This window comes from Neptuniibacter caesariensis (genome assembly GCF_000153345.1).
Classification (GTDB): Bacteria; Pseudomonadota; Gammaproteobacteria; order Pseudomonadales; family Balneatricaceae; genus Neptuniibacter; species Neptuniibacter caesariensis.
This window is the reverse complement of sequence record NZ_CH724125.1, coordinates 1,316,927-1,342,396: the sequence shown is the minus strand read 5'-3', so window position 1 is coordinate 1,342,396 and position 25,470 is coordinate 1,316,927. Positions and strand designations below refer to the sequence as shown.

Genomic DNA, 25,470 nt, shown 5'->3' with positions numbered 1-25,470 from the left:
TTATAAAGGCTGATAGTGTTTGAATTTTGAATGATTACTCTCCAAGAAACTTAACTTAAGATAGAGGCTGGAGTTTGAAAAGGGTATCAATTGGGCTTTTAGCGGGCCTGTTTTTTTCAGCATGGGTTTCTGCCGGGATCACTGAGAATATTAAGTCCCTAAATGATCAGGGTAAATTTGCTGAAGCATACAAGCTTGCTCAGAATCAGCTAGATAGCTTTGAGGGTGATCCAAAGTTTGATTTGCAATATGGTGTTGCTGCGATCGATAGCGGCCATATTAGCGAAGGTATCTTTGCTCTGGAGCGGGTGGTCTTTCTTGAACCCAATAATGCTCTGGCCAAATTGGAATTAGCACGTGCGTACTTTTTGCTAAAACAGTTGGATAAGTCCCGTACTCTGTTCAATCAGGTCAAGGCTGCTAATCCTCCTCCGGTGGTTATGGCAAGGATAAATCAGTTTCTGGAACAGATTACTAATAAAACCACAATTCCTCCGACAAAATTTAGTGGTTTTGCTGAGTTATGGGCGGGCTACGACGACAATATCAACTCAGGCCCTGGTGGGCAGACTCAGGTTGTTACGCTGAGCGATAGTGCTCTAGGTAGGGGAGATCAGTTCAACCAAATACGTTTAAACGGCAGTGTTGAACATGCTTACTCTCCCCAAGAGTCTTTACTTTTCAGTGCCAACGCAGACTTTCGCTATTATCACACTGAGCCTGAGCAGAACTACAAAAGCTTTACAGTGAATGGTTCTCACCTTTGGAAAAGAGATAGCGAGCAATACCAACTTGGTTTTACGACGCAAAATTATCAAATTGATCGAGAGAATTATCGCACTCTGATTGGTATGAATGGGGTATGGAGTAAGCAGCTAACCTCAAACTCGGTTCTCAAGTCATTTGCGGGGGTTAACTCCCTGAATTATGCCAGCCTCACATGGAAGGACGCTACTCAGATCAATTTAGGTACAAATTATCTCTACGCCGGAAGTGGTAAATGGCAGCCGCTTTTTTTTGTTGGAGGTTTTTTGGGAGATGAATCGCCGAAAGTTGATGGTGTTTTAGCTGCCGGCCAGGTAGACCGACTGTTTTTTGGTGCAAATGCGGGTGTTCAACTAACACCATATCAGGATGTTACCTTTACACCCTCTGTGACTTATCAGGGCAGTCGTTTTGAAGGTAATGACTGGATCTACAATATCAAGCGCCAAGATGATTTTTACATGCTGAATCTAAACCTTGAATGGGTCATGCATCCATCCTGGTCGTTATTGGCAAACTATAGTTTTACTGACGTAAATTCGAATATCGAAATTTACGAATATGACAGGCAGCAGATTATGTTTGGTCTGCGCTATAACTTTCAGTGAGGTCAGCTAGTATGAACCGATTAATTATAGCCTCTCTGCTCCTGCTAATTAGCTCTTGGGGTCACGCTGCTGCCAGTGTAGGCAAGGTTATCCTTAGCTTTGGTCAGAATGTTGCCGTAACTTCTGAAGGCAATGAACGCTTGTTAAAACGTCAGAGCGATATCTACGCTGATGATCTTCTAAAGACTGGCGGTAAAGGCCGATTACAAGTTCGTTTTACTGATGGATCCCGGTTATCGCTAAAACCTAATACTGAATTCAAGATAGAGCAGTACCAATTCGATGACGCAACACCTGAAGATGGTAAAGCGATTTATAAGTTGCTTAAGGGTGGTATGCGAACGATTTCCGGGCAGATAGGTAAAGTTGACCGAGAAGATTACAAGCTCGATGCAGTGGTAGCTACTATTGGTATTCGCGGAACTGACTTCAGTGTTGATAAAGCTGGCGATAAAATCAGTGGTTCCGTTAATAACGGTAGAATTAATGTATCCGCGAAGCAGGGAAGTGATCGTGATATAGCCGCTGGACGTTCTTTTGCGCTTACCGGTGCTGCAGGCACTATCAATGAATTTAAAACACCGGCTCAATCAGGTAGTTCTGAGGAGGAGTCTCAATCGGGTGATGAAGAATCTGAAGAAAGCAGCGAGGATTCAGGCACCGAAGAGGAGTCGGATACTAGCTCATCTGAGGGTTCGTCAGATTCTGATGATTCGGCAACCCAGCAAACGGGTTCAGACGATCAGGCTTCAACGACTCAATCTGAGCAGCAAGCATCTTCTGAAAGTACGACTGAGTCTAATTTAAGTCTTAATACAACAACCACGACCAGTAGTGATAGTTCAGGCACTACAGGTTCAATTCCTGCCTCTAATCCTTCATCGGACGGAGCATCTGTAGTTATTGCATCCCCCAACCCTACAGGTAATGGTTCCGCAGCACCTGAAGGTGCCGTAGTGGCCATTGCTTTTTCTGAGAATGACCCGACTAAAGGGAACCGGGGTGGTTCGGGTGTGGTGATTGCTAATAATGTTTCTGCTATCACGGTTGATAATAGTGCAGGTAATGGTGATCTGCTGACCGGTATTCTTTATGTGGATACCAATACGAATACCTCTTCGGATAACCCCTGTGCACCATGCTCCTTTACCGGTGCTGATACGACAGCGCAGATTGTTGATAGTAGCAATACGGGATCGATTTCTGGCGCGTCTATTACTTGGGGGCGTTGGAATGCAGGGTCGTACTCTGTTGTTGAAAACGGCACCGAACAACAGTCCGTTGGTAGTTTCCACTTTATGTACAGCGATAGTCAAACAAGCTCATCGCAGCTGGCAGCCGTTGCTGCTGCAAAATCAGGACAGTACCTCTACACCTTTTCCGGCGGTTCGCAAAAATACACTAAACCGGAAAGTGAAAATGGTGCGACAGGTTCTTTAACCGGATTCACCGGGAGCAGCTCTTCGACCTATCAGGGCACCTATCTGATTGTTAACTGGGATTCTCAGACCGTCGACAAGGTTAGCATTAAAGGTCTAACCGGCACGGGTGGTGAGCAGCGTAACTTTACCCTGACAGAGGAAACGAATGCGTCTACAGGGACATCGGTTCAGACGTCGCTGGATTCTCTGTTAAAAGGCGGGGACTTGAAATTGACAGGCACCTGCTCTGGGGGAACCTGCGCTACCAGTACAGACTTGAGTGGACGTATGACCATGAACCTGGTGGGGGATTCTGCAGGTGCTGCGTTAACTTCCTATGGCGCGCACGGCACAACCTCTTCTAGTGATCAGGTGACTTTCACAGGTACGGCGCTTCTAGAAGACGGTGGTGCAGTTGTCCCTTAATCCGGGAGTGAAGCAAACATCAAACAGTGATTAGATCGCCATGATGAAGGCGGTCGATCTGCCAATCAGGTAAAACTTTTCGGCACTGTTGCATGATTGTGTCTTCAAAGCCCGGTTTTAGGTGGGTAATCATAATTCGGGCGTGATGTTCCAGTTGTTGCAGCTGGTCGGCAAGATGGCTGGGTGTTAAATGCCCACTTAGTCGGGCTAGTTCATCTACCTCGTCTGTGAAAGAAACATCAATTATTAAAAGATCGGGTTTGCGGTCATTGAGAATAGGCCATAACACATCGTTTATGCCGCTATCTCCGCTGAAAGCAAAGGAAGTGTTTTCATCACTGACTAAATATCCAACAGTGGGTGTTGGGTGATTAGCTGGGAGGGCTTCAATTTTTTTACCCTGAAGTTCCAAGGTATCCCCAACGTTAATTTTATGCAGAGAGATAATTGGGCGTTCTTCAGGTAAGCAAGTGTAATCAGGCCAGATCGTCCAGTTAAAGATGTGCTGTTCCAAGGCCTCTATAACTTCGGGAAGTGCGTATAAATTTATAGGTTCTTTATGCTGGTCGTAGATGGTTGCCAGCATAAGTGGTAATCCAATGATATGGTCAATATGTGCGTGCGTGATCACTACATCACGGATCGCCAGCATCTGCTCCATATTCAGCAGTTCGATGCCTGTACCTGCATCGACTAACAGGGAATCATCCACTAAGAATGTAGTAGTCTTAAGGCCATGGCCAATGCCTCCACTACAACCTAAAATTTCTATCTTCACATCCCACCTCTGGTGTGGCTAACAGGGAAACTACAGTACTTTTTATTATGGTAGTTAAGCATGACAAAAGCGATTGAGAAGGATACACAGCAATTTTACTCACGTCTGACCAAAGTTCTTAGCAAAATCCATCAGGCTAAGAGTTTTGAAGAAGCCTATCCCCTCGTCGAAAAGACGCTTTTAGCTTTGTTTAATGCTCAGCGTATCACGGTATATCAACGTAATCGCTCGAGCAAGGATATTGTGTCCCGCTTTAAAACCGGAAAGGATCTCACCGAGATCAGAGTACCGATTACTGCTTCTTCGATTGCAGGTTTTGTTGCGCTAAGTAAAAAAGCGTTGGTAGTAAAAGACGTTCGCAATACGGAAGAGCTCCAGAAGATAAACCCCGCGCTGCAATTTAATGACTCGTTTGAGAAAGATATCGAATTTAAGAGTCGATCTATGCTGGTGTTACCGATTCTTTATCAGGATGTTTTACTCGGTGTTATACAGATAATAAATCGCAGGGATGGGAAGTATTTCTCAGCAATCGACCTGAAAAGAGGGCGCCAATTTGCTGAACTGCTGGGGCAGAAATTTCGCTATGATTTTGGCTGTACAGAAGGGCCATATGATTACCTTCTTGAGCAGAAGCTGATCGACGAGAAAGCCTTTAAACAGCTGCAGGAAAAAGCGGATGAGCGTAATCCTATAACGCGTTTACTTAGAGATCATGCCCGCCTCACCAGTGCGCAAATTGGCCAGTCCCTGGAATGCTTTTATCAGGTACCCTTTGTCGCTTATAACCCTGAACGCTACTACCTTCATCCACTTTGTGATCAGGTAAACAAGGCTTATCTGAAAAACAGCAACATAGCGTTATTAGCAGAGCAGGGCAGCGAACATGCGATCATTCTTATTGATGATCCTAATGATACCAAGCGCCTTATGGAGATTAAGAATGTTGTTGGCAGCCATGACTCGCAAATCTGTATAGGCCTTATTGACGACATTCATCAATACCTCGGTTTTACAGCGAGCCAGGCCCAGCAGGATGGAGCAAATTTAAGCACCATTTTGGATGAGCTTGATGACGGTAACCAGTTAGATATTGAAGAGGCGGCTTCGGAAACCGAAGAGGTTTCTGAGGAAGATTCGACAGTGGTACGTCTGGTGAATCGGGTCTTGCTCGATGCCAAGCGTTTACGCGCATCAGATATACACATCGAGCCTGGCAAAGGGAGAACACCAACCAGTGTGCGAATGCGTATAGATGGTGTATGCCAGGAGATTATCCAGATACCTGCAACCCATGCCAAGGCGACGGTTTCGCGTATAAAAATTATGTCTCGATTGGATATCGCGGAGAAACGTTTGCCTCAAGATGGCAAGTTTGCTGTTCGCCTTCAAGGCCAGGCTCTGGAAGTGCGTGTTGCTACGATTCCTACGGTTAATGGTGAAGGGGTTGTGATGCGCTTGCTGCAAAGTGGTGAGCCGGTAGCATTTGACCAACTAAACTTCTCAGCAACCAACCAAACCGGTGTTAAGGAGTTGTTACAGCACCCACATGGCATCTTACTAGTGGTCGGGCCTACGGGGTCTGGTAAGACAACGACACTGCATGCGCTTTTAGCAACGCTGAATACTCCTGAGCGTAAGATCTGGACAGCTGAGGATCCGGTAGAGATTACCCAGCCAGGCTTACAACAGGTCCAGATACAACCCAAGACCGGTTTTACTTTTGCGGCTGCACTTCGTTCTTTCCTGCGAGCTGATCCGGATATCATTCTAATCGGGGAGATGCGTGATCAGGAGACTGCGCATGCAGCCGTTGAGGCTTCTCTAACCGGGCATCTGGTTCTATCGACCCTGCACACTAACTCGGCGCCAGAAACTATTACTCGTTTGCTAGATTTAGGGATAGATCCCGTGAGCTTTTCGGATGCCTTGCTGGGGGTTCTCGCTCAACGCTTGGTGAGAACTTTATGTCCGAGTTGTCGTAAGCCTTATAAGGCATCTACCGAAGAGATCGCTTTTTTGAAGCGTCGTTATGGGGCTTTATATAAAGAGCTTAAGCTTGGTGAAAAGGTTAAATTATATAAAGCAGAAGGCTGCGTAGAGTGTAATCAAACGGGCTACAGGGGAAGAACGGGTATTCACGAACTGCTGGTTTCTACTCCACAGATGCGAGAAAAAATATATCAGGGCGCTACGGTTTCTGAGATCAGGGAACAAGCTGAATCAGACGGTATGCGAAGCCTGTTGCAAGACGGGATTCTTAAAGTGCTTAAAGGTGATATCGACTTTGAACAGCTGCGCAGAGTAACTGCGGAATAGATTATGAAACAACGTTGGATACGAACAGTACTTGGCCTGTTACTGACCCTGATAATGCTGATTCCGGTGATCCAGGGTGATAGGCCTGAGTTGTTAGAGCGGTTTGAGTATGACCTTTACGATATTCGTTTGAAGCAATTTCTGGCGGATGATAAAGACCCGCGCATCGTTATCGTGGATGTAGATGAAAAGAGCCTTGCGACTGAAGGCCGCTGGCCATGGAATCGAACTAAACTCGCGTTGATGCTTGATCAGCTCTTTGATCAGTATGGTGTGGCTATTGTTGGTTTTGATATGGTGTTCTCCGAAGCAGATCAAAGTGTCGATCTGGGAGAACTTAAACAGTATCTAGCGTTAAGCGGTAGCCAAAATATTGATGATGCGCTTGCCGCGCTTGATTCAGACCAGCATTTCACGCAGGCAGTACAGGATCGCCCAGTTGTATTGGGCTATCTTTTTGATCGCAGTCCAAAAAAATTACAAATAGGCCATCCGGGTAGTGCTGTTATTAGTCATGATCCGACACTCGATCGATTACCTATACCGGAAGCTAATGGTGTGATCTCAAGCCTGAACCGGTTGCAAAATGTCGCTGTGTGGAACGGTTTTTTTGATAACCCTATGGTTGATTCAGATGGCGTGTATCGGCGTGTTCCGGTACTGCAGCGTTATCAGGATGAGTATTACCCTTCGCTTGCGCTGGCCATGCTGCTTGCTTTATTTGCTGAAGAATCCGTAGCTCCTATTGTTGAGACTGATGCAACCGGAGAGCGAAATGCACTTGTCGCCGTGGATGCTGCTGGGATGCATATCCCTGTAGATCAGCATGGAGCAGTACTGGTGCCGTATCGCGGCCCGCAAGGAAGCTTTCCCTATATTTCTGCAACGGATGTGATCCGTGGAACGGCTGATCCTTCTCAGCTCGAAGGTGCAATTGTATTGGTGGGGACAAGTGCGGCAGGCTTGTTGGATCTACGTGTTACACCAATGAGTAACCGATATTCGGGTGTGGAAGTACACGCCAATATCCTCTCAGGGATGCTTGATGAGCGGATTCAGCATCAGCCAGATTACACTTTAGGCGTTGAGCTGGTTCAGCTCTTGGTGAGTGGCATCCTTTTATCGTTAATTATTCCTCGGACATCGGTACTTATCTCTACATTGATCACCTTTGCCTGGGTCGGTGCCATCGTTGCAGCAAACCTGTATGCCTGGAGTGAGATGCTTTGGGTGATTCCGCTAGGTTATACCTTGATCATGATATCGGTGCTTTACCTGTTTCAGCAGACAACGGGGTATTTCTTTGAAGCGAGAAATAAAGCCCAGCTCGCTAATCAGTTTGGTCAGTATATTCCTCCAGAAGTGGTTGAAGAGCTAAGCCAGCAGGACCAGTCTGTTCAGCTGACCGGTGAAAACCGGGAAATGACTGTATTTTTCTCTGATGTTCGAGGTTTTACGCATCTTTCTGAACAGTTGAACCCGCAACAGCTGACCCGCTTGATGAATATCTACCTGAGTGGCATGACCAAAATCATCCATGAGCAGAAAGGCACTGTGGATAAGTATATAGGTGATGCAGTAATGGCGTTCTGGGGGGCTCCACTTAAAGACGAGAACCATGCGCGTCATGCGTTGCAATCGGCTTTAAAAATGATCGAGGTGCTTCCGCAATTAAACCAGGAACTCGCCAGGGAAGACCTTCCTATGGTTAGTGTCGGTATGGGAATTAATAGTGGGCCGATGAACGTAGGTAACATGGGGTCTAACTTCCGAATGGCGTATACCGTTATGGGGGATTCGGTCAACCTGGCTTCAAGGCTTGAGGGGCTGACTAAGTATTATGGGGTTCCTTTATTGGTCAGCGGTGAGTTAGCCAGTCAGGTGCCTGAGTACTTGTATCGGAAATTAGATCGGGTTCAAGTGAAAGGGCGAACAGAGCCGGTTGATATTCTGGAGCCCATCTGTTTGTTAGAAAAAGCAGAGAAGTTCCTGTTGGATGGAGTAGAGCTATTCTCAGAAGCTCGAGATCACTATCAAAGTCAGCAATGGCAAAAGGCTAAGGAGTGCTTTGCCGAGTATCTGAAGCATTACCCCTCTGATGAGATGAGCAAGATTTATATCGACAGGATTACAGAATTTGAGAGAGAGGCGCCAGGCGAAGGCTGGTGCGGCGTCTACAGCCACACCAGTAAGTAATTAGTTAAGGCCGGGAAGTGAAGAGATGTCTATATCGTCGATCTGCCTTGGCGCCATATGTGTCTGGGCATACTCCAGATAAGTGCCGCTTTCGACAAAGAGTCTAAACAAGTCTTTATCCAGATGGTTATCGTTAACCATTCTTCCCAGAATCGTCATGGCCTGAGAGAGAAGCATACCTTTTTTATACGGACGGTCAGGGGACGTTAAAGCCTCAAAAATATCAGCAATACACATGATTCTTGCCCGGGTAGAAAGCTTTTCACCCGTTATGCCACGCGGGTAGCCGCTGCCATCCATATGTTCGTGATGATTGCAGGCTATTTCCGGTACTTCCTGAAGCTGTTTAGGATAATTAAGGGATTCCAGCATATCTGTGGAAACCTTAATATGGTCTCGCATAATCTGACGTTCATTGTCGGTTAGCGTACCTTTACTGATGCAAAGGTTATCGATTTCATCCTTACTTAGCAGGTGGTGACTTTCGCCTTCTGCATCGATCCAGCTGATCTCGCCAATGCTCAGAATTTTGGCTTTGTCTTCGTCTGCCATAAATTCTGAGCCTGTATTTGATTTACGAATAAATTCAAGATCGTGATCAAGCTGCTGAAGTTTTTCCTGAAGTTTAATCTGTGCTTGATTAAATGCGTCTTGCGGCATCTCTCTTTGCTGAAGCAGTTCAATTTGCAGGTGCTGCTTGTATTCACGGAAACGGCATTCGACTAGCTCGATTCGATCAAACATTGTATGCAGTTTGGTCGCTTTATCGATGATATATTCCGGTGTGGTGATCTTGCCACAATCATGGAGCCAGGCAGCAATTCGCAGTTCATACATTTCATTGTCATTAAAGCCTAGATCTGCAAAGTGTCCGGTTTTGGCATTATTCACTGCGGCCGCCAGCATCATCGCAATTTCAGGTACCTGCTCACAGTGTTTACCAGTGACCGGTGACTTATGGTCAATTGCGCGGCCGATAAGCTTAATAAATGACTCGAATAACTGCTTCTGAGCATCAATTAAACGACGTTTGGTCAAAACAGCCGCCGCTAAAGACGCCAGGGATTCAACCAGATGCTGTTGGGTTGGCGGGAAGGGAGTGATCTCACCATCATCGCCAATCGCATTGATGAGCTGAAGAACACCAATAATTTCTCCCTCATGATCCTGCAAAGGCACACAAAGGAAAGACTTAGAACGATAGCTTAGTTGCTTATCAAAATTGCGCGTACCTGAGAAATCGAAATCATTACACTCATAAACATCGGGAATATTGATTGTTTCGCGTTGTACAAAGGTTTGTACCACGACAAGCTTTGAAGCTTGTTGCTGCGCGTTATAGATTTCAACAGCGGGCAGATCACGGGGTTTACGATGAATGCCCAGCGAGCGGTTATGCAAAATGGTAAATTTTAGCTCGTTCTCATTGTCTTCATTCAGGGTATACAACGTTCCCCCATCCGCATTAGTCAGGAACATACAACCCAGTATGATTCTGTCTAACAGTTTGGTGTGGTCTTTCTCAGAGGTTAAAGCGCCGGTAAGGTCGGCTAATTGCTTAACTACTTCCTGAGTATCGAGGTGACGCATAAGCTTCCTGAATGAGTGGTTCCAATATAGGTTAAATGTGGCTTTCAAGGGGCTTGGTGTCAAGGATTGGATACAGAAATACAGGGGAATTTTTAAGAGAATTGATCTGAACCCGACCATTGGGTCGTCGGGTTCGGATCGAGGGATTTCTTTTTTACTTAGACAGATACTTAATCGCGGATTCCATACCCTCCAGTGTTAGGGGGTACATGTGACCGTCGAGCTGTTCTTTGATCGCTTCGGTGGTCTGGGTATATTTCCAGGAACGCTCATGGCTTGGGTTAAGCCAAATTGCCTTGTCCCAAGTGTCCAGAACCCTTTGCAGCCAGACCTGACCGGTTTCCTCATTCATATGTTCGACGCTGCCATAACGGCTAAACAACTCATAAGGCGACATGGCGGCATCACCGACAAAAATCACCCGGTAATCACTACCATAAGTATGTAAAACGTCTAGCGTGGAAACTGTTTCGTCCCAACGGCGACGGTTATCCTTCCAGAGCTTTTCGTAAATGCAGTTATGGAAGTAGTAGTATTCCAGGTGTTTAAACTCGGTTTTTGCCGCTGAAAAAAGTTGCTCACACATGTGGATATAGGGGTCCATAGAACCGCCAATATCAAGAAAGAGAAGTACCTTGGCTGCATTATGTCGTTCAGGCACCATTTTAATATCCAGTAGCCCCGCATTATCGGCGGTGGAACGAATCGTATCGTTTAGATCTAACTCTTCGGCTGCGCCTGTTCGGGCGAACTTACGTAACTTACGCAAGGCCACTTTCATATTGCGGGTGCCGAGTTCTACCTGATCATCAAGGTTCTTAAACTGGCGTTTCTCCCAGACTTTGACCGCACGTTTGTGTTTGCTCTCACCCCCGATGCGTATCCCTTCCGGGTTGTAGCCACTATGGCCAAAAGGAGAGGTGCCTCCGGTTCCTATCCATTTATTACCCCCAGCATGGCGGTCGTGCTGCTCTTTAAGACGATCGTTGAGCGTTTCCAGTAATTTATCCAGCCCCCCCAATGCCTCGATCTGAGCTTTTTCCTCTTCGCTAAGGTTCTTTAGAAACTCCGACCTTAGCCAGTCTTCAGGTATCTGGTCATCGGGAAAGAGCTTGATGTCCTCAAGGCCTTTAAAATAGTGGCCAAAGGCACGGTCGAACCGGTCAAAGAACTTTTCGTCTTTGACCAGACATAAACGCGCCAGCAGATAGAAGTCATCCAGGTTGGCAAAAGCGATCCGCTTCTGAAGGGCTTCCAAAAGGGTTAGCAACTCTTTAATGGTCACCGGGACCTGAGCTTTTCGTAATGTATTAAAAAAATCGATCAGCATGAGCTTTCAGCCGTTAGCGCTGTGCGCGTCGTGTCATAAAAGCCAGGCGTTCAAGCATATGTACATCCTGCTCGTTCTTTAGCAGAGCGCCATGTAGCAGCGGTACCGCGTTGTTACTCTCGCTATCTCGAAGCACTTCTGCCGGAATGTTGTCAGCCATCAGTAGCTTAAGCCAATCGATTAGTTCCGAAGTCGATGGCTTTTTCTTCAAACCATTAACCGTTCGTACTTCAAAGAAAATTTCCAGGGCTTCTTTTACCAGCTCCTGTTGAAGATCCGGGTAGTGGACCTTAACGATCTCTTCCATCGTTTCGCGATCCGGGAACTGGATGTAGTGGAAGAAACAGCGACGCAGGAAAGCGTCCGGTAGCTCTTTCTCGTTATTTGAGGTGATGATAATAATCGGACGATGCTTAGCTTTTACCTGCTCGCCAGTCTCATAAACACTGAACTCCATTTTATCCAGTTCAACTAACAGGTCATTGGGGAATTCAATATCTGCTTTATCGATCTCATCGATTAGCAGTACAACCTGTTCATCTGCTTCAAAGGCCTGCCAAAGCATGCCCTTCTTAATGTAGTTAGCAATATCGTGAACTTTTTCTTCACCCAGTTGCGAATCACGCAGGCGGGAAACCGCATCGTATTCATACAAGCCCTGCTGAGCTTTGGTCGTTGACTTGATATGCCAGCACAACAGTTTTTTCCCAAGGCCAGCAGCGACTTCTTCAGCCAGCATGGTCTTACCGGTACCCGGTTCACCTTTAATCAGCAACGGTCTTTCCAAGGTAATTGCCGCATTGACGGCCATTCTCAGATCATCCGTCGCTACATAATTATCGGTACCTTTAAACTGCATTGTCTGCTCCTGTTCATTGTTCGGTGACTTATCGTGGCCATTGATGTCAGAAATAGCAGGCCTGATTCGATATTAGTGTTTTCCCTAATTTACGCGAAAAATGGCTTTGAAAATAGTGGCGAAATCGTTCAGCGGACCCCCATGTCTGCTGAGACAGAATTGAAAAATAACTTTTGACTGTCCGAGCCGTAGTTTGACCGTGTCAAATGAGTTGATTAGTTGTACCCTGAGCAAATCGAAATTTAAGTTACGTTAAAGGTTGATCATGTCCTTTCTTAAATCCTTAGGCTCTATTTTCAAATCAGAACCGAAAAACAATGAACCTGAAACTATGGAGTCCGTTGAATATGAGGGTTTCACCATTACGCCTGCACCGGTCTCAGAGGAGATGGGCTTCAGGGTCAACGGTACGATTGTAAAAGGGGAGAAACGACACACGTTTATTCGTGCAGATGTGTTGCCGAGCCAGCAGGCATGTGCTGATGAAATGGTCCGTAAGGCAAAGCAGATGATCGACCAGCAGGGTGATAGTTTCTTTCAGTAGATATGAGGTCCCAGGCCGGTATTGCGCTTAGGAACCTGCGAATAAGTCTAATGCTTTCTCAGTGGGCTGTAGAACGGGCATATGCGCGAAAGGCAGTGCAGCGAAATGTCTGGACCTTTTCAAACTGACTGACAAAGCAGATGGCCGTTATAAAGCCCACCCTACGGGGCTTGCAGAGCAAACGAATCGCTTTGTTAATAATTTGCGTCCTGAGGCAACCAGCATGACTGTAATTATTGCCTCGCGCTTCGCTTGCTCTGTAAGCCTGAGGCGCATAGGACTTGTTCGCAGGTTCCCCTATCTTCGGCCAGGGTTAATTCAGACTCCACTCAAGGGAATGTACTTTTCCCTCTCTGATATCCAGTCGCCAGTAGTACCCCTTCGCAACATACTGCCATAGTTCGAATTGAACCCACTGGGTGCAGTATTCGGCTTTAAACTTAATGCAGGTTTGTTGCTGAGATTTTGTTAGAGGTTGCCCCATCTTTTCGACGACTTTTGCAATGCTGTCCCCTTCAGAAATCCGAGACCCATCAGGTGCATAAAGAAAAGTAGCTTGAGCTGCGGATGCCATAAGGAGCAAACCAAATGTTAAATATTTCACTATCTGTCTCCTAAGTCATATAGAGAGGAATCGAGTTAAGCAGGCTATGTTTGCAGATTGCTACACATAGGATGAATGGTCTGTGAATGACCCAATTGCTTGGATTGTTTTGCTCTTTTCTAGTTTCAATACAGCAAAAAAGAAAAAAGGCGGTCTAAGTAAAACTACGTAGATGGCGTACGTAGTATCTCGAGCCGCTTTGCGCAGTAATCCGAATACGTATGCTTTTAATCCTGTGCCAGACTAATCAGGCTGACAAAGATCAGTGGATGTTACTTGTGGTCGATGTGAAGGACAGGCGATCCAGAACCGGCCAACCTTTTTTGAAGGTTCCCCGAGCTCGGGAATACAGATAGAGGACGATAATAACAATGTTTAAAATGAACTTTTCCAAGAAGCTTATCATGGCTGCTGCGACAACAGCTGTGCTGGCAACTCCAGCAATGGCTGCAGATGACAAAGTCTATAAGCTGAAACTGGCTGAAACCTGGCCGACAAACTTCCCTGTATTTGGTGATGCGACTAAAAACATGGCAGCGTTGGCTGAGAAGATGTCTAACGGTCGCCTGAAAATCACTATCGACTCCAAGAACAAGCACAAAGCGCCACTAGGTGTCTTTGACATGGTACGTTCTGGTCAGTACGACATGGGACACTCTGCGTCTTACTACTGGAAGGGTAAAGTACCAAATACTCTTTACTTCACGACGATGCCATTCGGTATGACTGCACCTGAACAGTACGGCTGGTTCTACTACGGTGGCGGTCAGGAGCTGATGGATGAGGTGTACGGTAAGTTCAACCTGATGTCCTTCCCTGGTGGTAACACAGGTAACCAGATGGGCGGTTGGTTCCAGAAAGAGATTAACTCTCTGGATGACCTGAAAGGCCTGAAAATGCGTATCCCTGGTTTCGCGGGTGAGGTACTGGCTAAGCTGGGTGCTAAACCAACAAACATTCCTGCGGGCGAACTATACACAGCGCTTGAGCGTCGTACGATCGATGCACTGGAGTGGGTAGGTCCATCTCTTGACCTGCGTATGGGTTTCCACAAAATCGCACCTTACTACTACACAGGTTGGCATGAGCCAGCAACTGAGCTGCAGTTCCTGATCAACAAGAAGAAGTTTGAGCGTCTGCCAGCTGATCTTCAGCAGATCCTGAAAACGGCTATGCGTACTGCAGCGTACGACATGTACATTCAGTCTTACCATGCTTCAGCTGAAAACTGGGCGAGCATGAAGACTGAATTCCCAGACATCCAGGTTAAGTCTTTCCCTAACGAAGTTATCGATGCAATGCGTAAAGCTAACGACGAACTTCTTGCAGAGAAAGCAGCAGCTGATCCATTGGCTAAGAAGATCCTGGACTCTCAGGCTGAGTACCTGAAGAAGGCTCGTGCGTGGACAGATATCTCTGATCGTGCATACCTGAACAGCCTTTCTAAGTAATACGGTCACTTGACCTACCGTTGGTATTCCGGACAATGACGCGCGCCGGAATACCAACACATAATAAAAGCCAGGAGAGAGCATGTTTCTAGTGAGGCTTGAGCAGGCGATTAATAGCTTTTCTGATCTGATCGGTAAAATCGCAGCTGTTCTTTTTGTAATTATGCTATTCAACGTTTTTATCGACGTTGTGATGCGCTATGTCTTTAATGACGTTTCGATTGGTATGCAGGAGCTGGAATGGCACTTGTATGCATCGGTCTTTCTTCTGGGTGTGCCTTATGCCCTCAGAGTGGGTGGTCACGTTAGGGTTGACCTGGTTTATGAGCGCCTTAGCGGTAAAACCAAAGCATTGATCGATATGCTGGGTTGTTTGGTGTTTCTATTCCCGTTCTGTGCATTGGTTGGCTGGTACGGCATCGACTTCGCGCGTGAGTCATTTGAATTAGGTGAGACTTCGGGTGACCCGGGTGGCTTACCTTATCGCTGGATTATCAAGTCGGTTATTCCGTTTGCATTTTTTGCCATGTTGATCAGTGGCATCGGCTTGTTCCTTAAATCTCTTAACATCTTCCTGGGTAATACCAAGGAAGATCATTATCAACCTCCACAGCACTAAGGGGCTCTTCGAATGATCGGTATTATTATGTTCGGTGTGGCGCTGGTGATGTTGCTAGTTGGCTTCCCGGTTGCTTTTACCTTTGGTGGTGTAGCGTTGATCTTCGGTGTGTTTGCCGAAGGTGCTGAAATGTTTGCTTTCATGCCGTTCCGTATTCAAAGCATTATGGAAAATACGGTATTGATGGCTGTGCCCCTATTTATCTTCATGGGGATCGTCCTGCAGAAAACTCAACTGGCTGAGCAGTTGCTAGAGTCGATGGGTAAACTGTTTGGTGGTGTCCGTGGTGGTCTGGCAATTTCTACCGTTCTGGTAGGTGCGTTGTTGGCGGCATCTACCGGTGTAGTAGGTGCGTCAGTGGTGGCGATGGGCCTTATCTCCCTGCCAGTTATGTTGAAGTATAAATACGACAAGTCCCTGGCTTGCGGAACGATTTGTGCCTCAGGTACGCTGGGTCAGATTATCCCACCATCTATCATCTTGATTATTTTGGGTGACGTACTGGGTATTCCGGTAGGTGACTTGTTTAAAGCTGCAGTCGGCCCAGGCCTTATCCTGATCGGTGTTTATGTAGTTTACATCCTGGTGTACAGCTACATGAAACCCGAGTCTGCGCCTGCTCTACCGTTGGATGACGATGTCGAATCCAAGCGTGAGCAGTACATTAAAGCCCTGAAAGCGATTATTCCTCCACTGGCGCTGATCCTGGTTGTACTGGGTTCTATCTTTGCTGGTATCGCAACGCCAACCGAATCTTCTGCACTGGGTGGTGTAGGCGCTCTGGTATTGGCTGTTATGTACCGCCAGTTCAGTTGGAAAATGGTAATCGATTCCGCTTCTGAAACAGTGAAAGTCACTGCGATGGTATTCGCTATCTTGTTGGGTGCTACGGCCTTCTCCATGGCATTTACCTACACCGGTGGTGATTACATCGTTGAGGAAGCGTTATCTGACCTTCCTGGTGGTGCGCAGGGCTTCCTGATTCTGTCGATGATAGCGATCCTGATTCTGGGCTTCTTTATCGACTTTGTTGAGATCAGCTTTATCATCGTGCCAATTCTGGCACCGGTAGCTGATGCCTTAGGTATAGCGCCTGTATGGTTTGCGATTTTGATCGCGATGAACCTGCAGACCAGCTTCCTGACACCACCATTTGGCTTCAGTCTCTTCTATTTGAAAGGGGTGGCTCCGCCAAGTGTTCAGACGATGGATATCTATCGTGGTGTTATGCCGTTTATCCTGATGCAGATCGCTGTGGTAATTTCGATTCTGTTCTTCCCAGGGTTCTACGGACTGGCGTAAAAATGCCTTAGATTGAGTGGTTCTGGCGAGCCACTCAATCTGGTTTCAAAAAGCGTTTTTGGACGCTTTTCATTCCTCCATTTAACGGTTCATTCCCGTGGTCCGCGTGTGCTCGGACGGCCCCGCTTTGCGGGGTATTTTTTTTGATAATAAAGAAGTTAACTACTTTCTGTCCCCCCAAACTTGTATTAGTATTTTCCCCGATAACAAAAATCTAATAACAGATTAACAGGGATTACTAATGTCCATTTATAACTATAAAAAAGTACTGACAGGCGCTGCGCTATGCTGCTCTATGTTTGCAGCATCATCCGCAATGGCCGCCGATAAAGTTTACAAACTGAAGCTGGCAGAAACATGGGGACCTAATACTCCAATCCTTGGCGAAACTACTAAAAAGATGGCTGCTTTGGCAGATACAATGTCCAACGGTCGTCTGAAAATAACCATCGATTCTGCGAACAAGCACAAAGCGCCTTTTGGCGTTTTCGATATGGTACGTGCTGGCCAGTATGATATTGGTCACTCAGCTTCATATTATTGGAAGGGTAAGGTTCCTAACACACTGTATTTCACGACGATGCCATTCGGTATGACAGCTCCTGAGCAGTATGGCTGGTTCTACTATGGCGAAGGTCAGGCGTTAATGAATGAGGTATACGGTAAGTTCGGTATGCTTTCATTCCCTGGTGGTAACACCGGCGTACAGATGGGTGGTTGGTTCCAGAAAGAGATTAACAGCCTGGAAGATGTTAAAGGTCTGAAGATTCGTATCCCGGGTTTTGCTGGCGAGATCTGGGCAAAACTGGGTGCAAAACCCGTGAATATTGCTCCGGGTGACCTGTATACCTCTTTGGAACGTAAAACGGTTGATGCCGTAGAGTGGGTTGGTCCATCACTGGATATCCGCCTTGGTTTCCACAAAATCGCTCCTTACTACTACACCGGTTGGCATGAGCCAGCTAGTGAGCTTCAGTTCATGGTTAACAAGAAGAAATTCGAAAAGCTTCCTGAAGACCTACAGACTATTCTGACAACGGCAATGCGTACTGCCGCTTATGATATGTATATCCAGTCTTATCATGAGTCAGGTGTAAACTGGGACACAATGAAGAAAGAGTTCCCTAACATCAAAGTTAAATCTTTCCCTGCAGAAGTAATTTCAGCAATGCGTGAAGCGAATGATGCGTTGCTGAAAGAAGCGGCTGCAAAAGATCCACTGACTAAGCGTATTCAGGAATCTCAGGCAGCGTACATGGCGAAAGCTCGTGCCTGGACTGATATCTCTGATAAAGCTTACCTGAATAGCTTGTCTAAATAAGACCGCTCACTTCAGTAAGTGCTCTGGCAAGCCCGGCAGATTTTATCTGTCGGGCTTGTTTTTTATCCGGCACAAGAATCGAGCCAATAAAGGCGAGCGCATTCAGCGATACCCCCTGATAACTTTCCTTTCTGCGTGGGACCAGCAGCATCCATTCCTGGGTTAATAGCCAGTTATAGGGCTGTTCGATATGCCCGGCTGTTGATTCAATCGATAGCGAAGCCCGAAGGCGGTCATAGAGATTTTTAAGCTGCGCAGCCGCATCTGCCGGGGTAAACCATTCCGAATCAAACAGATTATTGTTAAGACCAAGCGCCACATGTTCAAAAGGAAGGTCGGCAAGCTTTCTGGGGACTTCATCTCTGAGTTGCTCAAAGATTGCTGCAAACGGAATATCCTGCGCCGCAGGGGCAGTTTTGACCAGTTGCAGGTGTTTATGTTGTTGACTGGCACCCGCCTCAGGGCCGCTGTTGTAGAAGGCGAGGGCTTTGTCCTGTTTCATGCATTCATACAGGGCGTGGAAGTCGGCTAATGACAGTTCACTGGTCTGGGGCTCAAAGACCTTTGTAGTGATTAGCAGGTGCTGCTCGAGCACGTTGAATTTGTTCAGCAGAATATTGTGAGCAGGCCCCGCATTATCAACAAAGAGGGGCGCTTCATAAGGAAAAAATGGATTCCTCGGTTTATCGCTTCTTTCACTGTTGTTCTTTTTTCTTCGCAGGCTGGAGATCTGCCTTAAGGTGAAGCAGAGATTACCTTCCTGTAAGTTTTCAGAAAGGGTTTCTAAGCTTTGCAGTGAGCCCAGTTTTTTCGCTGAATCGGCTATCGCTTCAGCGCGAGACCAGAGTGATGAATCCATGAAGCCTTATACCTCCAGATCCTTTATAATTTAGGAAGATAATAATAACTATCCGCAAAATTTATCAGGAACGCCAGCGAAGATGAAACGGGTTACCGCCTCTCTGAAAACGAAAGTACTGCTGCTTTCCATCCTGCCCTTGGTTCTTGTAACCGTTGCTATCACCATGATCAGCCTGACTCAGGCACGCATTTTATCTGAGCAAGAGATCAGCATCTTTGAAGAAAACTTACTGCGTTCTAAGCGTCAGGAACTTCAGCACTATGTCGCCCTGGCGATGAACTCAATTGAGCACATTATTGCTAAGGCAGACCCCGGTGATAAACAGGCTGAGGAAAGCATAAAAGAGATTCTTCATGGTTTAACTTATGGTGACGATGGTTACTTCTTTGTTTATGACCGTAAAGGTATGAACCTTGTCCATCCTATTCAGCATGAACTGGTTGGTCAGAATCTGATGGACCTTCAGGACGCAAATGGCAAGTATGTTATTCAGGATCTGTTACGGATAGCTGAAAGCGGGGGTGGTTTTTACCAATATGTTTGGGGTAAACCTTCTAAGGGGGATCTGGAAGATAAGCTCAGTTATGTGGTTGAGATCCCAAAATTTAACTGGATGGTTGGAACTGGCCTGTATATCGATGATATCAGTAATGAAGTGGCTGCAATCCGTCTTAAAGTGACCCGTAATATTCGAAATACCTTCTTTACTGTAGTGGTTATTCTGGCCGGCACTGTCATTATCATTGCTTTAGTGGGTGTTGCGATCAATATGCATGCATCACAGCTGGCAGATGAGCGATTGCGCCAGTTAGCTCATAATCATGTCCAGTTTCAGGTGAGCCAGCGACGTAACTTTGCCCGTGAGCTACATGACGGGATAAACCAGCTAATGGTATCTGTTAAGTTCCGCTTAGAGCTGGCCCGGGACAAGCTTCTCAAACAAGATGATTCCGCAGTAAATGATCTGGATAAAGGTTGTGATGTACTCAACATGGCTATTCAGGAAGTACGGCGTATCTCCCATGATCTACGCCCCATTCAATTGGATGACCTGGGCCTGGAATCTGCCATCTATAGTATGACCAGTGATTTCTCTGAACGCACACGTATGCTGACGAATGTGCGTATCGAGCTACCGGAGCAAAGATTGCCGGATGATATCGAGATCACCCTGTATAGAATTGTGCAGGAGTCTTTGACTAACATAGAGAAGCACGCAGAAGCTAACAATGTAGGTATTCGGATCTGGCCGAAAGAGGGCTATATCTGGGTAGAGGTTGCTGACGATGGCAAAGGCTTCGTTGAAGATAAAGCTGAAGCAGGGATTGGCTTATTGAATATGCGCGAGCGTACTGAGCTGTTAAGTGGCCATTTCAGCCTTAAGTCGCGACCAGGTTCAGGAACTAAGCTGCGAGCGGGTTTTACCATACTTTGATCTGGAGAGAATAAGAAAAGATGAGCGATAAAAAGATCCGGGTTGTATTAGTGGATGACCACCCTCTGGTTCTGGATGGAATAAGTGCGCGGTTAGAAGGGGAGCCTACGATTGATGTGGTGGGTATGGCCAATGATGGCCAGCAGGCGCTGCAGGTAGCGGCTGAGCTAACCCCGGATGTTGTGCTTATGGATGTGTCTATGCCCGTGATGAATGGCTTTGAGGCAGCCGAAAAATTCCGGGACGAGCAACCGAATATCAAAGTGCTGATTTTGAGTATGCACGATGACAGAGAGTATATCGTCAAGCTGATTAAGTGCGGCGCTGCTGGCTACGTGCTCAAAGATGTCTCTTCATCAGAACTTATTACAGCAATTGAAACGGTATTTAGTGGTGGTTCCTACTTCAGCTCAGGTGCTTCTCAGGCGTTATTTAGTCAGTTTGAACAGGAACAGGCAGTAAACGAGAAAGCAGAGCAAGAAGCGCTAACGGGGCGTGAGAAAGATGTGCTTAAGCTGGTGGCTGAAGGGAATAGCAATAAAGAGATCGCACGGACGCTTGATATATCAGTGAGAACCGTTGAAACCCATCGCCAGAATATTAAAAACAAACTCGATATACATACGGCAGCCGGATTAACCCGCTATGCCATTGATAATAATCTGGTTGATTAGGCAGATAGCCGTGGGAAGCAAGCGGTTTAATTTAGGTCTACTTTGGGGATGGACCTGCTGTTGCCATACATCTTATCTTTCAGCGCCGCTTTACACAGGTCGCACTGAGGTAGCTGTCGGCCAAGCTTTTCCCACGCTTTGCTGTGCTTTGACGGTTCGATTTGCATAATCTGTTCAAGACAGCCGCTACACGAGCACCTTTCCTTCATCTCCATCGCTCCTCTCCTTATGAGTGTACAGTTGTTTAATATTTATATAGCTGTATATAAGAGGGTGTCGATATAAGAAAAATTCCTAATTTTCTGAAAACTGTAGTAAATAGTAGGGTTATTTGAGCGACATCAGGCTCAACAGTACTAATCTGAAGTGAAGAATAGGGAGGTTAGTATGTCTGTAGTTGAGCTGATTTTTATTACACTGTTCCTGCTTGGCAGTGGTGTAGTATATCTTCTTCAGAAAGCGCTTCTTCCCGCTATTGCCTACCAAACCGCCAGCATAAATGCCTGCGTTATGGGCACCTTTCTAACCCCTATGCTCTATCTTGCTTTTCAGTAACAACTTCTTCGCCAGAAACCTTGCGTTTGTATTTCAAAACGGTAAGATACCTCCCGCTGCACGATAACAGCGAAATAGGACTATAGCTCAGTTGGTTAGAGCGCTACCTTGACATGGTAGAGGTCGGCAGTTCGAATCTGCCTAGTCCTACCAGAATTCTAAGAAGCCCGCACTTGTTGCGGGCTTTTTGTATTCTGCAGTGTAGGAATTAACTGGCAGATGATAACTGCCGAAGGCGTTCGAGCCGAGCGAAGCGAGACCACATCGGAGCTTGCGACGATAGCCCCGAAGGGGAAGGTGCGAAGCGCCGTATAATCTGCCTAGTCCTACCAGATATAAAAGAAACCACCGCTGGGTGGTTTTTTTGTGCCTGGAGGACGGCCGATGATAACTGCCGAAGGCGTTCGAGCCTCGCGCAGCGAGACCACATGGGGGCTTTCAACTTACCTATAACTGAATACTCCGGTTTTGATTCATCTTCCGGAAGCATTCATGGCTGCTGCAGATAACCAACTTATCTTTCCACTGATCAGCTAACCTTTGCAGAAGTGTCACTGACAGATCTGTATCGAGCCCGGCGGTGGGTTCATCCAGCAGAATGAGGTTGGGATCCTGTAGCAGAATGCGTGCAAGTCCGATGCGTTTACTCTCACCTCCCGAAGGTTGCCACTCATTCTCACCAAGCCAGGTATCTAGACCATGAGGGAGGTGTTTCGCCCAACTGGCCAGTTCAACTTGCTCCAATGCAGTCCAGAGTTGCTCATCTGAATGAGGGTGGTGCAAGCAGAGATTGTCACGCAGAGAGGCTCTGAGAATATCGATCCTCTGAGGCATAAACTGAACCTTATGTGGCTGGAATCCGTCAAATTCGATGCGGCCCTGAGTCGGATTAAGGTCGCCATTCAAAAGCTGTAACAATGTGCTTTTTCCGCATCCGCTCGGTCCTTTCAACCAAATCCATTCAGGCCCTTGCTGCTTAAAATTGAGTTTCCGCAGGACCGTTTTATCTGCTTGTGGATACACATAAGTTAACTGCTTAACATGAACAGCCATCTCTTGCTTGTTAGGGTTTTGAAATAAACGCTGGTCTTCGATTTGGCGAGCGCTTGAACTGTGTGCTTCCAAACGGGATAGGGCGCGCAGGCCTAATACCAGGCTGGCCAGAGCAGGGCATGTACCGGCTAATACTTCGGCGGAGCCTAAAGTGAGAAGCAGCAGCATAAAGATATACGCCCCTTCCAACTGGCCAGCATTAAAAGCGATAAAGCCTTGCCAGAAACTGATGATTGCCATGGCAGCCAGAGATATTTGCGATAGCAGAAGAACCTGCTGTTGGCGATTAAGTGTTTTTGCTTCCCATCGGTCCATCGCTTCGGACTGTTTCTGCAATGTTGCTCCACGGGGTTCGATTTGGCGAAAAAGTGTCAGGGTACGTATGCCGTTGAACAGTGTGCTGGATTCCATCCACATTAGGCTTTGTTGCTCTTGCTGTGTGTTTTCAGGCTCAAGAACCCTCTGGCTGTAAAGCCAGGGAATCAGAATGCATACAGCGAATAGTATCGGAGCAACCATCAGTGATAGCTGAGGCAGCACCAGAATCAGAGTAATCAGATAGCCGATAGAGACAGCCAATGCAGTGAGGGCAGGTATCACTGCAAATTGATAGATCGACTCAATATTGTGTATATCTTGGAGCAGCCGGCTTGAGACTTGATGGCGGTTAAGTTGTTGCTCATTCCATTTTTGCGCGGCAACGAACTTGAACAGATCCGCGCGTAACTGCGCAATAATGCGAAAGGTCGCTTCGTGGCTGGTAATTCTTTCACCATAGCGCCCCGCTGTGCGGCTGATCGATAAACCACGGACCATAGCGCCCGGGGTAAAAAAATTAAATGTATGAGCGGTTATCGTACTGAGACCTGCAGCGGCAGCAGCACTTATAAACCAGCCAGATACGGCGAGTAGTGCGATACCCGAGAAGGTGGTGACAATCGCGAGAAATGTTCCCAGAAGTGCATAGCGGCGTTCGCGAACAAGTAGGGTCAGATAGTGTTGTTTTAGATTAATCATGGCGATTCCTCATCGCTTGCATGGCCACTTCCTTGGTGAAGAAGCGCTTATCGGCTGGCCTGTGGCTCGCCATAATGACCATGCCCCCTCGGTTACAAAAGAGCTGTAACTGTTGTAAAAATGCTTGTGCGGTATCGGCATCCAGGTTGGCTGTGGGCTCATCCAGGAGCAGTAATCTTGGCTGATGCAGAAAGACTCTTGCTAAAGCGATTCTCTGAGCCTGGCCGCCCGATAAGTAACCGCCGCTGTCGCTGATCTGGTAATCAAGTTCGCCCGGCAGATCACGGACCATCTTGTCTGCGCGGGCATCAGTCAGGGCAGAGTACAGCTCTGCATCGGAGAACGTCCGACCCAGGCAGAGATTGTCGCGAATAGTGCTAAAGAACAACTCTGGTTTTTGCGGCATATAACCGATTTGCGACCACCACGCTGCTTGCTGGTGAAGCCGCTGCGTTTGATTATTGATGACTATTTCACCCTTTGGCAGAGAATGCAGACCTGCCAGTGTATCCAGCAAGGTGGTTTTTCCAGAGCCAGATGGGCCATTTAGCAGGAGCTTCTCCCCGGGGCGCAAGCTAAACGATATGGGGCGATGAATCAGGTGCCCTTTATCCCCTGATTGCGCATCGATCAGCTCAATTTTTTGCAGTTTTTCTACCGTTTCTTTGTGATTGCTATGCCTATTTTCAGCAACCAGATTATTCAGTTGCATCAGGTGCTCTGCGACACTCTCCGCATCCATTTTGGCATGGTACAGCGCACCCATCCGGCGTAGCGGAAGATAAAACTCAGGGGCTAGCATCAACAGAAAGACCCCTTCCGCTAGTGAGAGATCAGTACTCCAGCTACCAAGTTGATATTTATCTAGGAAAAACAGGCCCAGATAAACTGCGACCAGCGCTACACTGATAGCACTGAAGAACTCCAGCAGTGTGCCGGACAGAAAGGCCAGCCGAAGTACTCGTATGGTAGAGCAGCGGAATTGATCCGATTGTTGGTAGAGCTGGCTTGCCTCCTGTTCAACTGTACCTGCCTGTTGTATTGGCTGAAGGTTTTTGAGCCGGTCTGCCAGTAAGTTGCCCAGGCGATTGAGTTGTTGCAGATTTCCCTGGCTGGCAGCGGCTGCCTTTCTACCGACGAGAATCATAAACAGAGGTATCAAGGGGGCTGTGAGTGCCAAGATCAGGGGTACCAACCAGTTAACTGTTGATGCTGCAATGATTATGGCGATAGGCATGATCACGGCTAAGCGCTTTTGTGCGATAAATTCCGAATAATATTCACGCAAGCTATTGATTTCGGTAGTCAGTAAGTTGCTGAGTTCAGCGACGTTAAAGCTGGGAAAAAGTCTGATATTCAGAGAAAAGCACTGTTTAAGTGTAAAACGTCTGATTTCTGCCCGAACTTTGATACTAGCCTGATTACCAGCCCAGCTTTGCAGATAACTCAAGATAGGACGTATAACTAAAAGTGCTGTTAATACCAGCCAATCAGCCATGGAGGGGAGACTTGTCTGCTCGGCAAAGATCGCCGCATCTAAAAGCGTTGCGACTAGCCATGCAAAGCTGATGGTGACTGCTACCTGGAAAAATCCCAATAAAGTCAGCAGCTGATTATGTCGGGAGGCGACTTTGCCAAACCATTTCAAAAGGTCGGCTTTGCTTTTAAAGTTTTCGGGTCTTGGATTGGTTTTCATGGCTTGTTTTTTAAATTAGATAGATCTAATATAAATCCATTCTAA

The 25,470-nt window shown here is 46.9% G+C and carries 20 protein-coding genes, 1 tRNA gene and 1 other RNA gene; 14 read left to right on the top strand and 8 right to left on the bottom strand.

Annotated features, from left to right (window positions below; all coding sequences use genetic code 11):
- Window positions 1–74: 74 nt before the first annotated feature.
- Together MED92_RS06335 and MED92_RS18440 are read left to right on the top strand one after the other, a co-directional pair.
- Window positions 75–1,373 carry a porin family protein gene (locus MED92_RS06335; RefSeq protein WP_007020686.1) on the top strand — a complete coding sequence of 433 codons (1,299 nt, stop codon included), beginning with the start codon at window positions 75–77 and terminating at the stop codon, window positions 1,371–1,373.
- An 11-nt stretch (window positions 1,374–1,384) separates the two neighbouring features.
- On the top strand, window positions 1,385–3,220 hold the full coding sequence (locus MED92_RS18440) for a FecR family protein (protein WP_007020685.1): 1,836 nt from the start codon (window positions 1,385–1,387) through the stop codon (window positions 3,218–3,220).
- A 19-nt stretch (window positions 3,221–3,239) separates the two neighbouring features.
- On the opposite strand, the gene MED92_RS06325 is transcribed toward MED92_RS18440, so the two are convergent.
- Entirely contained in the window at window positions 3,240–3,998 is a 759-nt protein-coding gene (locus MED92_RS06325) for an MBL fold metallo-hydrolase (protein WP_040661611.1), read from the bottom strand.
- A gap of 60 nt (window positions 3,999–4,058) precedes the next feature.
- Here MED92_RS06325 and MED92_RS06320 point away from each other — a divergent pair, with 60 nt between their 5' ends.
- Together MED92_RS06320 and MED92_RS06315 are read left to right on the top strand one after the other, a co-directional pair.
- A complete protein-coding gene (locus MED92_RS06320; protein WP_007020683.1) occupies window positions 4,059–6,317 on the top strand; it encodes a GspE/PulE family protein in 2,259 nt (752 codons plus the stop codon).
- A 3-nt stretch (window positions 6,318–6,320) separates the two neighbouring features.
- Window positions 6,321–8,513, top strand: a complete 2,193-nt coding sequence (locus MED92_RS06315; protein ID WP_007020682.1) for a CHASE2 domain-containing protein — start codon at window positions 6,321–6,323, stop codon at window positions 8,511–8,513.
- On the opposite strand, the gene MED92_RS06310 is transcribed toward MED92_RS06315, so the two are convergent.
- From MED92_RS06310 to MED92_RS06300, 3 genes are all read right to left on the bottom strand, one after another.
- Entirely contained in the window at window positions 8,514–10,103 is a 1,590-nt protein-coding gene (locus MED92_RS06310; RefSeq protein WP_007020681.1) for a GAF and HD-GYP domain-containing protein, read from the bottom strand.
- 154 nt (window positions 10,104–10,257) lie between these two features.
- Complete coding sequence (locus tag MED92_RS06305) at window positions 10,258–11,433, bottom strand: vWA domain-containing protein (protein ID WP_007020680.1); 1,176 nt, start codon at window positions 11,431–11,433, stop codon at window positions 10,258–10,260.
- Between the two features lie 13 nt (window positions 11,434–11,446).
- On the bottom strand, window positions 11,447–12,292 hold the full coding sequence (locus MED92_RS06300; RefSeq protein WP_007020679.1) for an AAA family ATPase: 846 nt from the start codon (window positions 12,290–12,292) through the stop codon (window positions 11,447–11,449).
- 265 nt (window positions 12,293–12,557) lie between these two features.
- Between MED92_RS06300 and MED92_RS06295 the strand changes: the two genes are divergently transcribed.
- Window positions 12,558–12,836 (top strand): HlyU family transcriptional regulator, encoded by a 279-nt coding sequence (locus MED92_RS06295; RefSeq protein WP_007020678.1) that lies wholly within the window; start codon window positions 12,558–12,560, stop codon window positions 12,834–12,836.
- Between the two features lie 313 nt (window positions 12,837–13,149).
- Here MED92_RS06295 and MED92_RS06290 read toward each other — a convergent pair whose 3' ends face one another.
- Complete coding sequence (locus MED92_RS06290; RefSeq protein ID WP_007020677.1) at window positions 13,150–13,440, bottom strand: DUF2845 domain-containing protein; 291 nt, start codon at window positions 13,438–13,440, stop codon at window positions 13,150–13,152.
- Window positions 13,441–13,811: 371 nt separating this feature from the next.
- Between MED92_RS06290 and MED92_RS06285 the strand changes: the two genes are divergently transcribed.
- The 4 genes from MED92_RS06285 (at window position 13,812) to MED92_RS06270 (ending at window position 18,133) form a co-directional block, all read left to right on the top strand.
- Complete coding sequence (locus MED92_RS06285) at window positions 13,812–14,891, top strand: TRAP transporter substrate-binding protein (protein WP_007020676.1); 1,080 nt, start codon at window positions 13,812–13,814, stop codon at window positions 14,889–14,891.
- Between the two features lie 82 nt (window positions 14,892–14,973).
- Entirely contained in the window at window positions 14,974–15,510 is a 537-nt protein-coding gene (locus tag MED92_RS06280) for a TRAP transporter small permease subunit (RefSeq protein ID WP_007020675.1), read from the top strand.
- 12 nt (window positions 15,511–15,522) lie between these two features.
- Entirely contained in the window at window positions 15,523–16,812 is a 1,290-nt protein-coding gene (locus MED92_RS06275; protein ID WP_007020674.1) for a TRAP transporter large permease, read from the top strand.
- A 241-nt stretch (window positions 16,813–17,053) separates the two neighbouring features.
- Window positions 17,054–18,133, top strand: coding sequence for a TRAP transporter substrate-binding protein (locus MED92_RS06270; protein WP_007020673.1), 1,080 nt, complete (start codon window positions 17,054–17,056; stop codon window positions 18,131–18,133).
- Here the strand turns inward: MED92_RS06270 and MED92_RS06265 are convergent.
- Complete coding sequence (locus MED92_RS06265) at window positions 18,126–18,992, bottom strand: DUF4922 domain-containing protein (RefSeq protein ID WP_007020672.1); 867 nt, start codon at window positions 18,990–18,992, stop codon at window positions 18,126–18,128. The genes MED92_RS06270 and MED92_RS06265 overlap by 8 nt on opposite strands.
- An 82-nt stretch (window positions 18,993–19,074) precedes the next feature.
- Here MED92_RS06265 and MED92_RS06260 point away from each other — a divergent pair, with 82 nt between their 5' ends.
- The 5 genes from MED92_RS06260 (at window position 19,075) to MED92_RS18815 (ending at window position 21,991) form a co-directional block, all read left to right on the top strand.
- Window positions 19,075–20,430, top strand: coding sequence for a cache domain-containing protein (locus MED92_RS06260; protein ID WP_007020671.1), 1,356 nt, complete (start codon window positions 19,075–19,077; stop codon window positions 20,428–20,430).
- A gap of 20 nt (window positions 20,431–20,450) precedes the next feature.
- The gene (locus tag MED92_RS06255; RefSeq protein ID WP_007020670.1) at window positions 20,451–21,104 is read left to right on the top strand and encodes a response regulator; all 654 of its coding nucleotides are present in this window, start codon (window positions 20,451–20,453) and stop codon (window positions 21,102–21,104) included.
- Window positions 21,105–21,491: 387 nt separating this feature from the next.
- Complete coding sequence (locus MED92_RS18960) at window positions 21,492–21,659, top strand: hypothetical protein (RefSeq protein ID WP_007020668.1); 168 nt, start codon at window positions 21,492–21,494, stop codon at window positions 21,657–21,659.
- Between the two features lie 76 nt (window positions 21,660–21,735).
- Window positions 21,736–21,812: transfer RNA gene (locus tag MED92_RS06245), tRNA-Val, on the top strand.
- Between the two features lie 45 nt (window positions 21,813–21,857).
- Window positions 21,858–21,991, top strand: a non-coding RNA gene (locus MED92_RS18815) — RtT sRNA.
- Window positions 21,992–22,106: 115 nt separating this feature from the next.
- On the opposite strand, the gene MED92_RS06240 is transcribed toward MED92_RS18815, so the two are convergent.
- Both MED92_RS06240 and cydD read right to left on the bottom strand, forming a co-directional pair.
- A complete protein-coding gene (locus MED92_RS06240) occupies window positions 22,107–23,729 on the bottom strand; it encodes an amino acid ABC transporter ATP-binding/permease protein (RefSeq protein ID WP_007020667.1) in 1,623 nt (540 codons plus the stop codon).
- A complete protein-coding gene (gene cydD / locus MED92_RS06235) occupies window positions 23,722–25,425 on the bottom strand; it encodes a thiol reductant ABC exporter subunit CydD (protein WP_007020666.1) in 1,704 nt (567 codons plus the stop codon). Before cydD ends, MED92_RS06240 begins: the two co-directional genes overlap by 8 nt.
- Window positions 25,426–25,470 lie beyond the last annotated feature (45 nt).

What these genes read in the sequence shown, in the direction of transcription:
- MED92_RS06280 (WP_007020675.1), top strand. Translation starts at nt 14,974, where the DNA reads ATGTTTCTAGTGAGGCTTGAGCAGGCGATTAATAGCTTTTCTGATCTG.
- MED92_RS06305 (WP_007020680.1), bottom strand. Translation starts at nt 11,433, where the DNA reads ATGCTGATCGATTTTTTTAATACATTACGAAAAGCTCAGGTCCCGGTG.
- MED92_RS06310 (WP_007020681.1), bottom strand. Translation starts at nt 10,103, where the DNA reads ATGCGTCACCTCGATACTCAGGAAGTAGTTAAGCAATTAGCCGACCTT.
- MED92_RS06315 (WP_007020682.1), top strand. Translation starts at nt 6,321, where the DNA reads ATGAAACAACGTTGGATACGAACAGTACTTGGCCTGTTACTGACCCTG.
- MED92_RS06255 (WP_007020670.1), top strand. Translation starts at nt 20,451, where the DNA reads ATGAGCGATAAAAAGATCCGGGTTGTATTAGTGGATGACCACCCTCTG.
- cydD (WP_007020666.1), bottom strand. Translation starts at nt 25,425, where the DNA reads ATGAAAACCAATCCAAGACCCGAAAACTTTAAAAGCAAAGCCGACCTT.
- MED92_RS06270 (WP_007020673.1), top strand. Translation starts at nt 17,054, where the DNA reads ATGTCCATTTATAACTATAAAAAAGTACTGACAGGCGCTGCGCTATGC.
- MED92_RS06320 (WP_007020683.1), top strand. Translation starts at nt 4,059, where the DNA reads ATGACAAAAGCGATTGAGAAGGATACACAGCAATTTTACTCACGTCTG.
- MED92_RS06240 (WP_007020667.1), bottom strand. Translation starts at nt 23,729, where the DNA reads ATGATTAATCTAAAACAACACTATCTGACCCTACTTGTTCGCGAACGC.
- MED92_RS06260 (WP_007020671.1), top strand. Translation starts at nt 19,075, where the DNA reads ATGAAACGGGTTACCGCCTCTCTGAAAACGAAAGTACTGCTGCTTTCC.
- MED92_RS06265 (WP_007020672.1), bottom strand. Translation starts at nt 18,992, where the DNA reads ATGGATTCATCACTCTGGTCTCGCGCTGAAGCGATAGCCGATTCAGCG.
- MED92_RS06295 (WP_007020678.1), top strand. Translation starts at nt 12,558, where the DNA reads ATGTCCTTTCTTAAATCCTTAGGCTCTATTTTCAAATCAGAACCGAAA.
- MED92_RS18960 (WP_007020668.1), top strand. Translation starts at nt 21,492, where the DNA reads ATGTCTGTAGTTGAGCTGATTTTTATTACACTGTTCCTGCTTGGCAGT.
- MED92_RS06275 (WP_007020674.1), top strand. Translation starts at nt 15,523, where the DNA reads ATGATCGGTATTATTATGTTCGGTGTGGCGCTGGTGATGTTGCTAGTT.
- MED92_RS06285 (WP_007020676.1), top strand. Translation starts at nt 13,812, where the DNA reads ATGTTTAAAATGAACTTTTCCAAGAAGCTTATCATGGCTGCTGCGACA.
- MED92_RS06300 (WP_007020679.1), bottom strand. Translation starts at nt 12,292, where the DNA reads ATGCAGTTTAAAGGTACCGATAATTATGTAGCGACGGATGATCTGAGA.
- MED92_RS18440 (WP_007020685.1), top strand. Translation starts at nt 1,385, where the DNA reads ATGAACCGATTAATTATAGCCTCTCTGCTCCTGCTAATTAGCTCTTGG.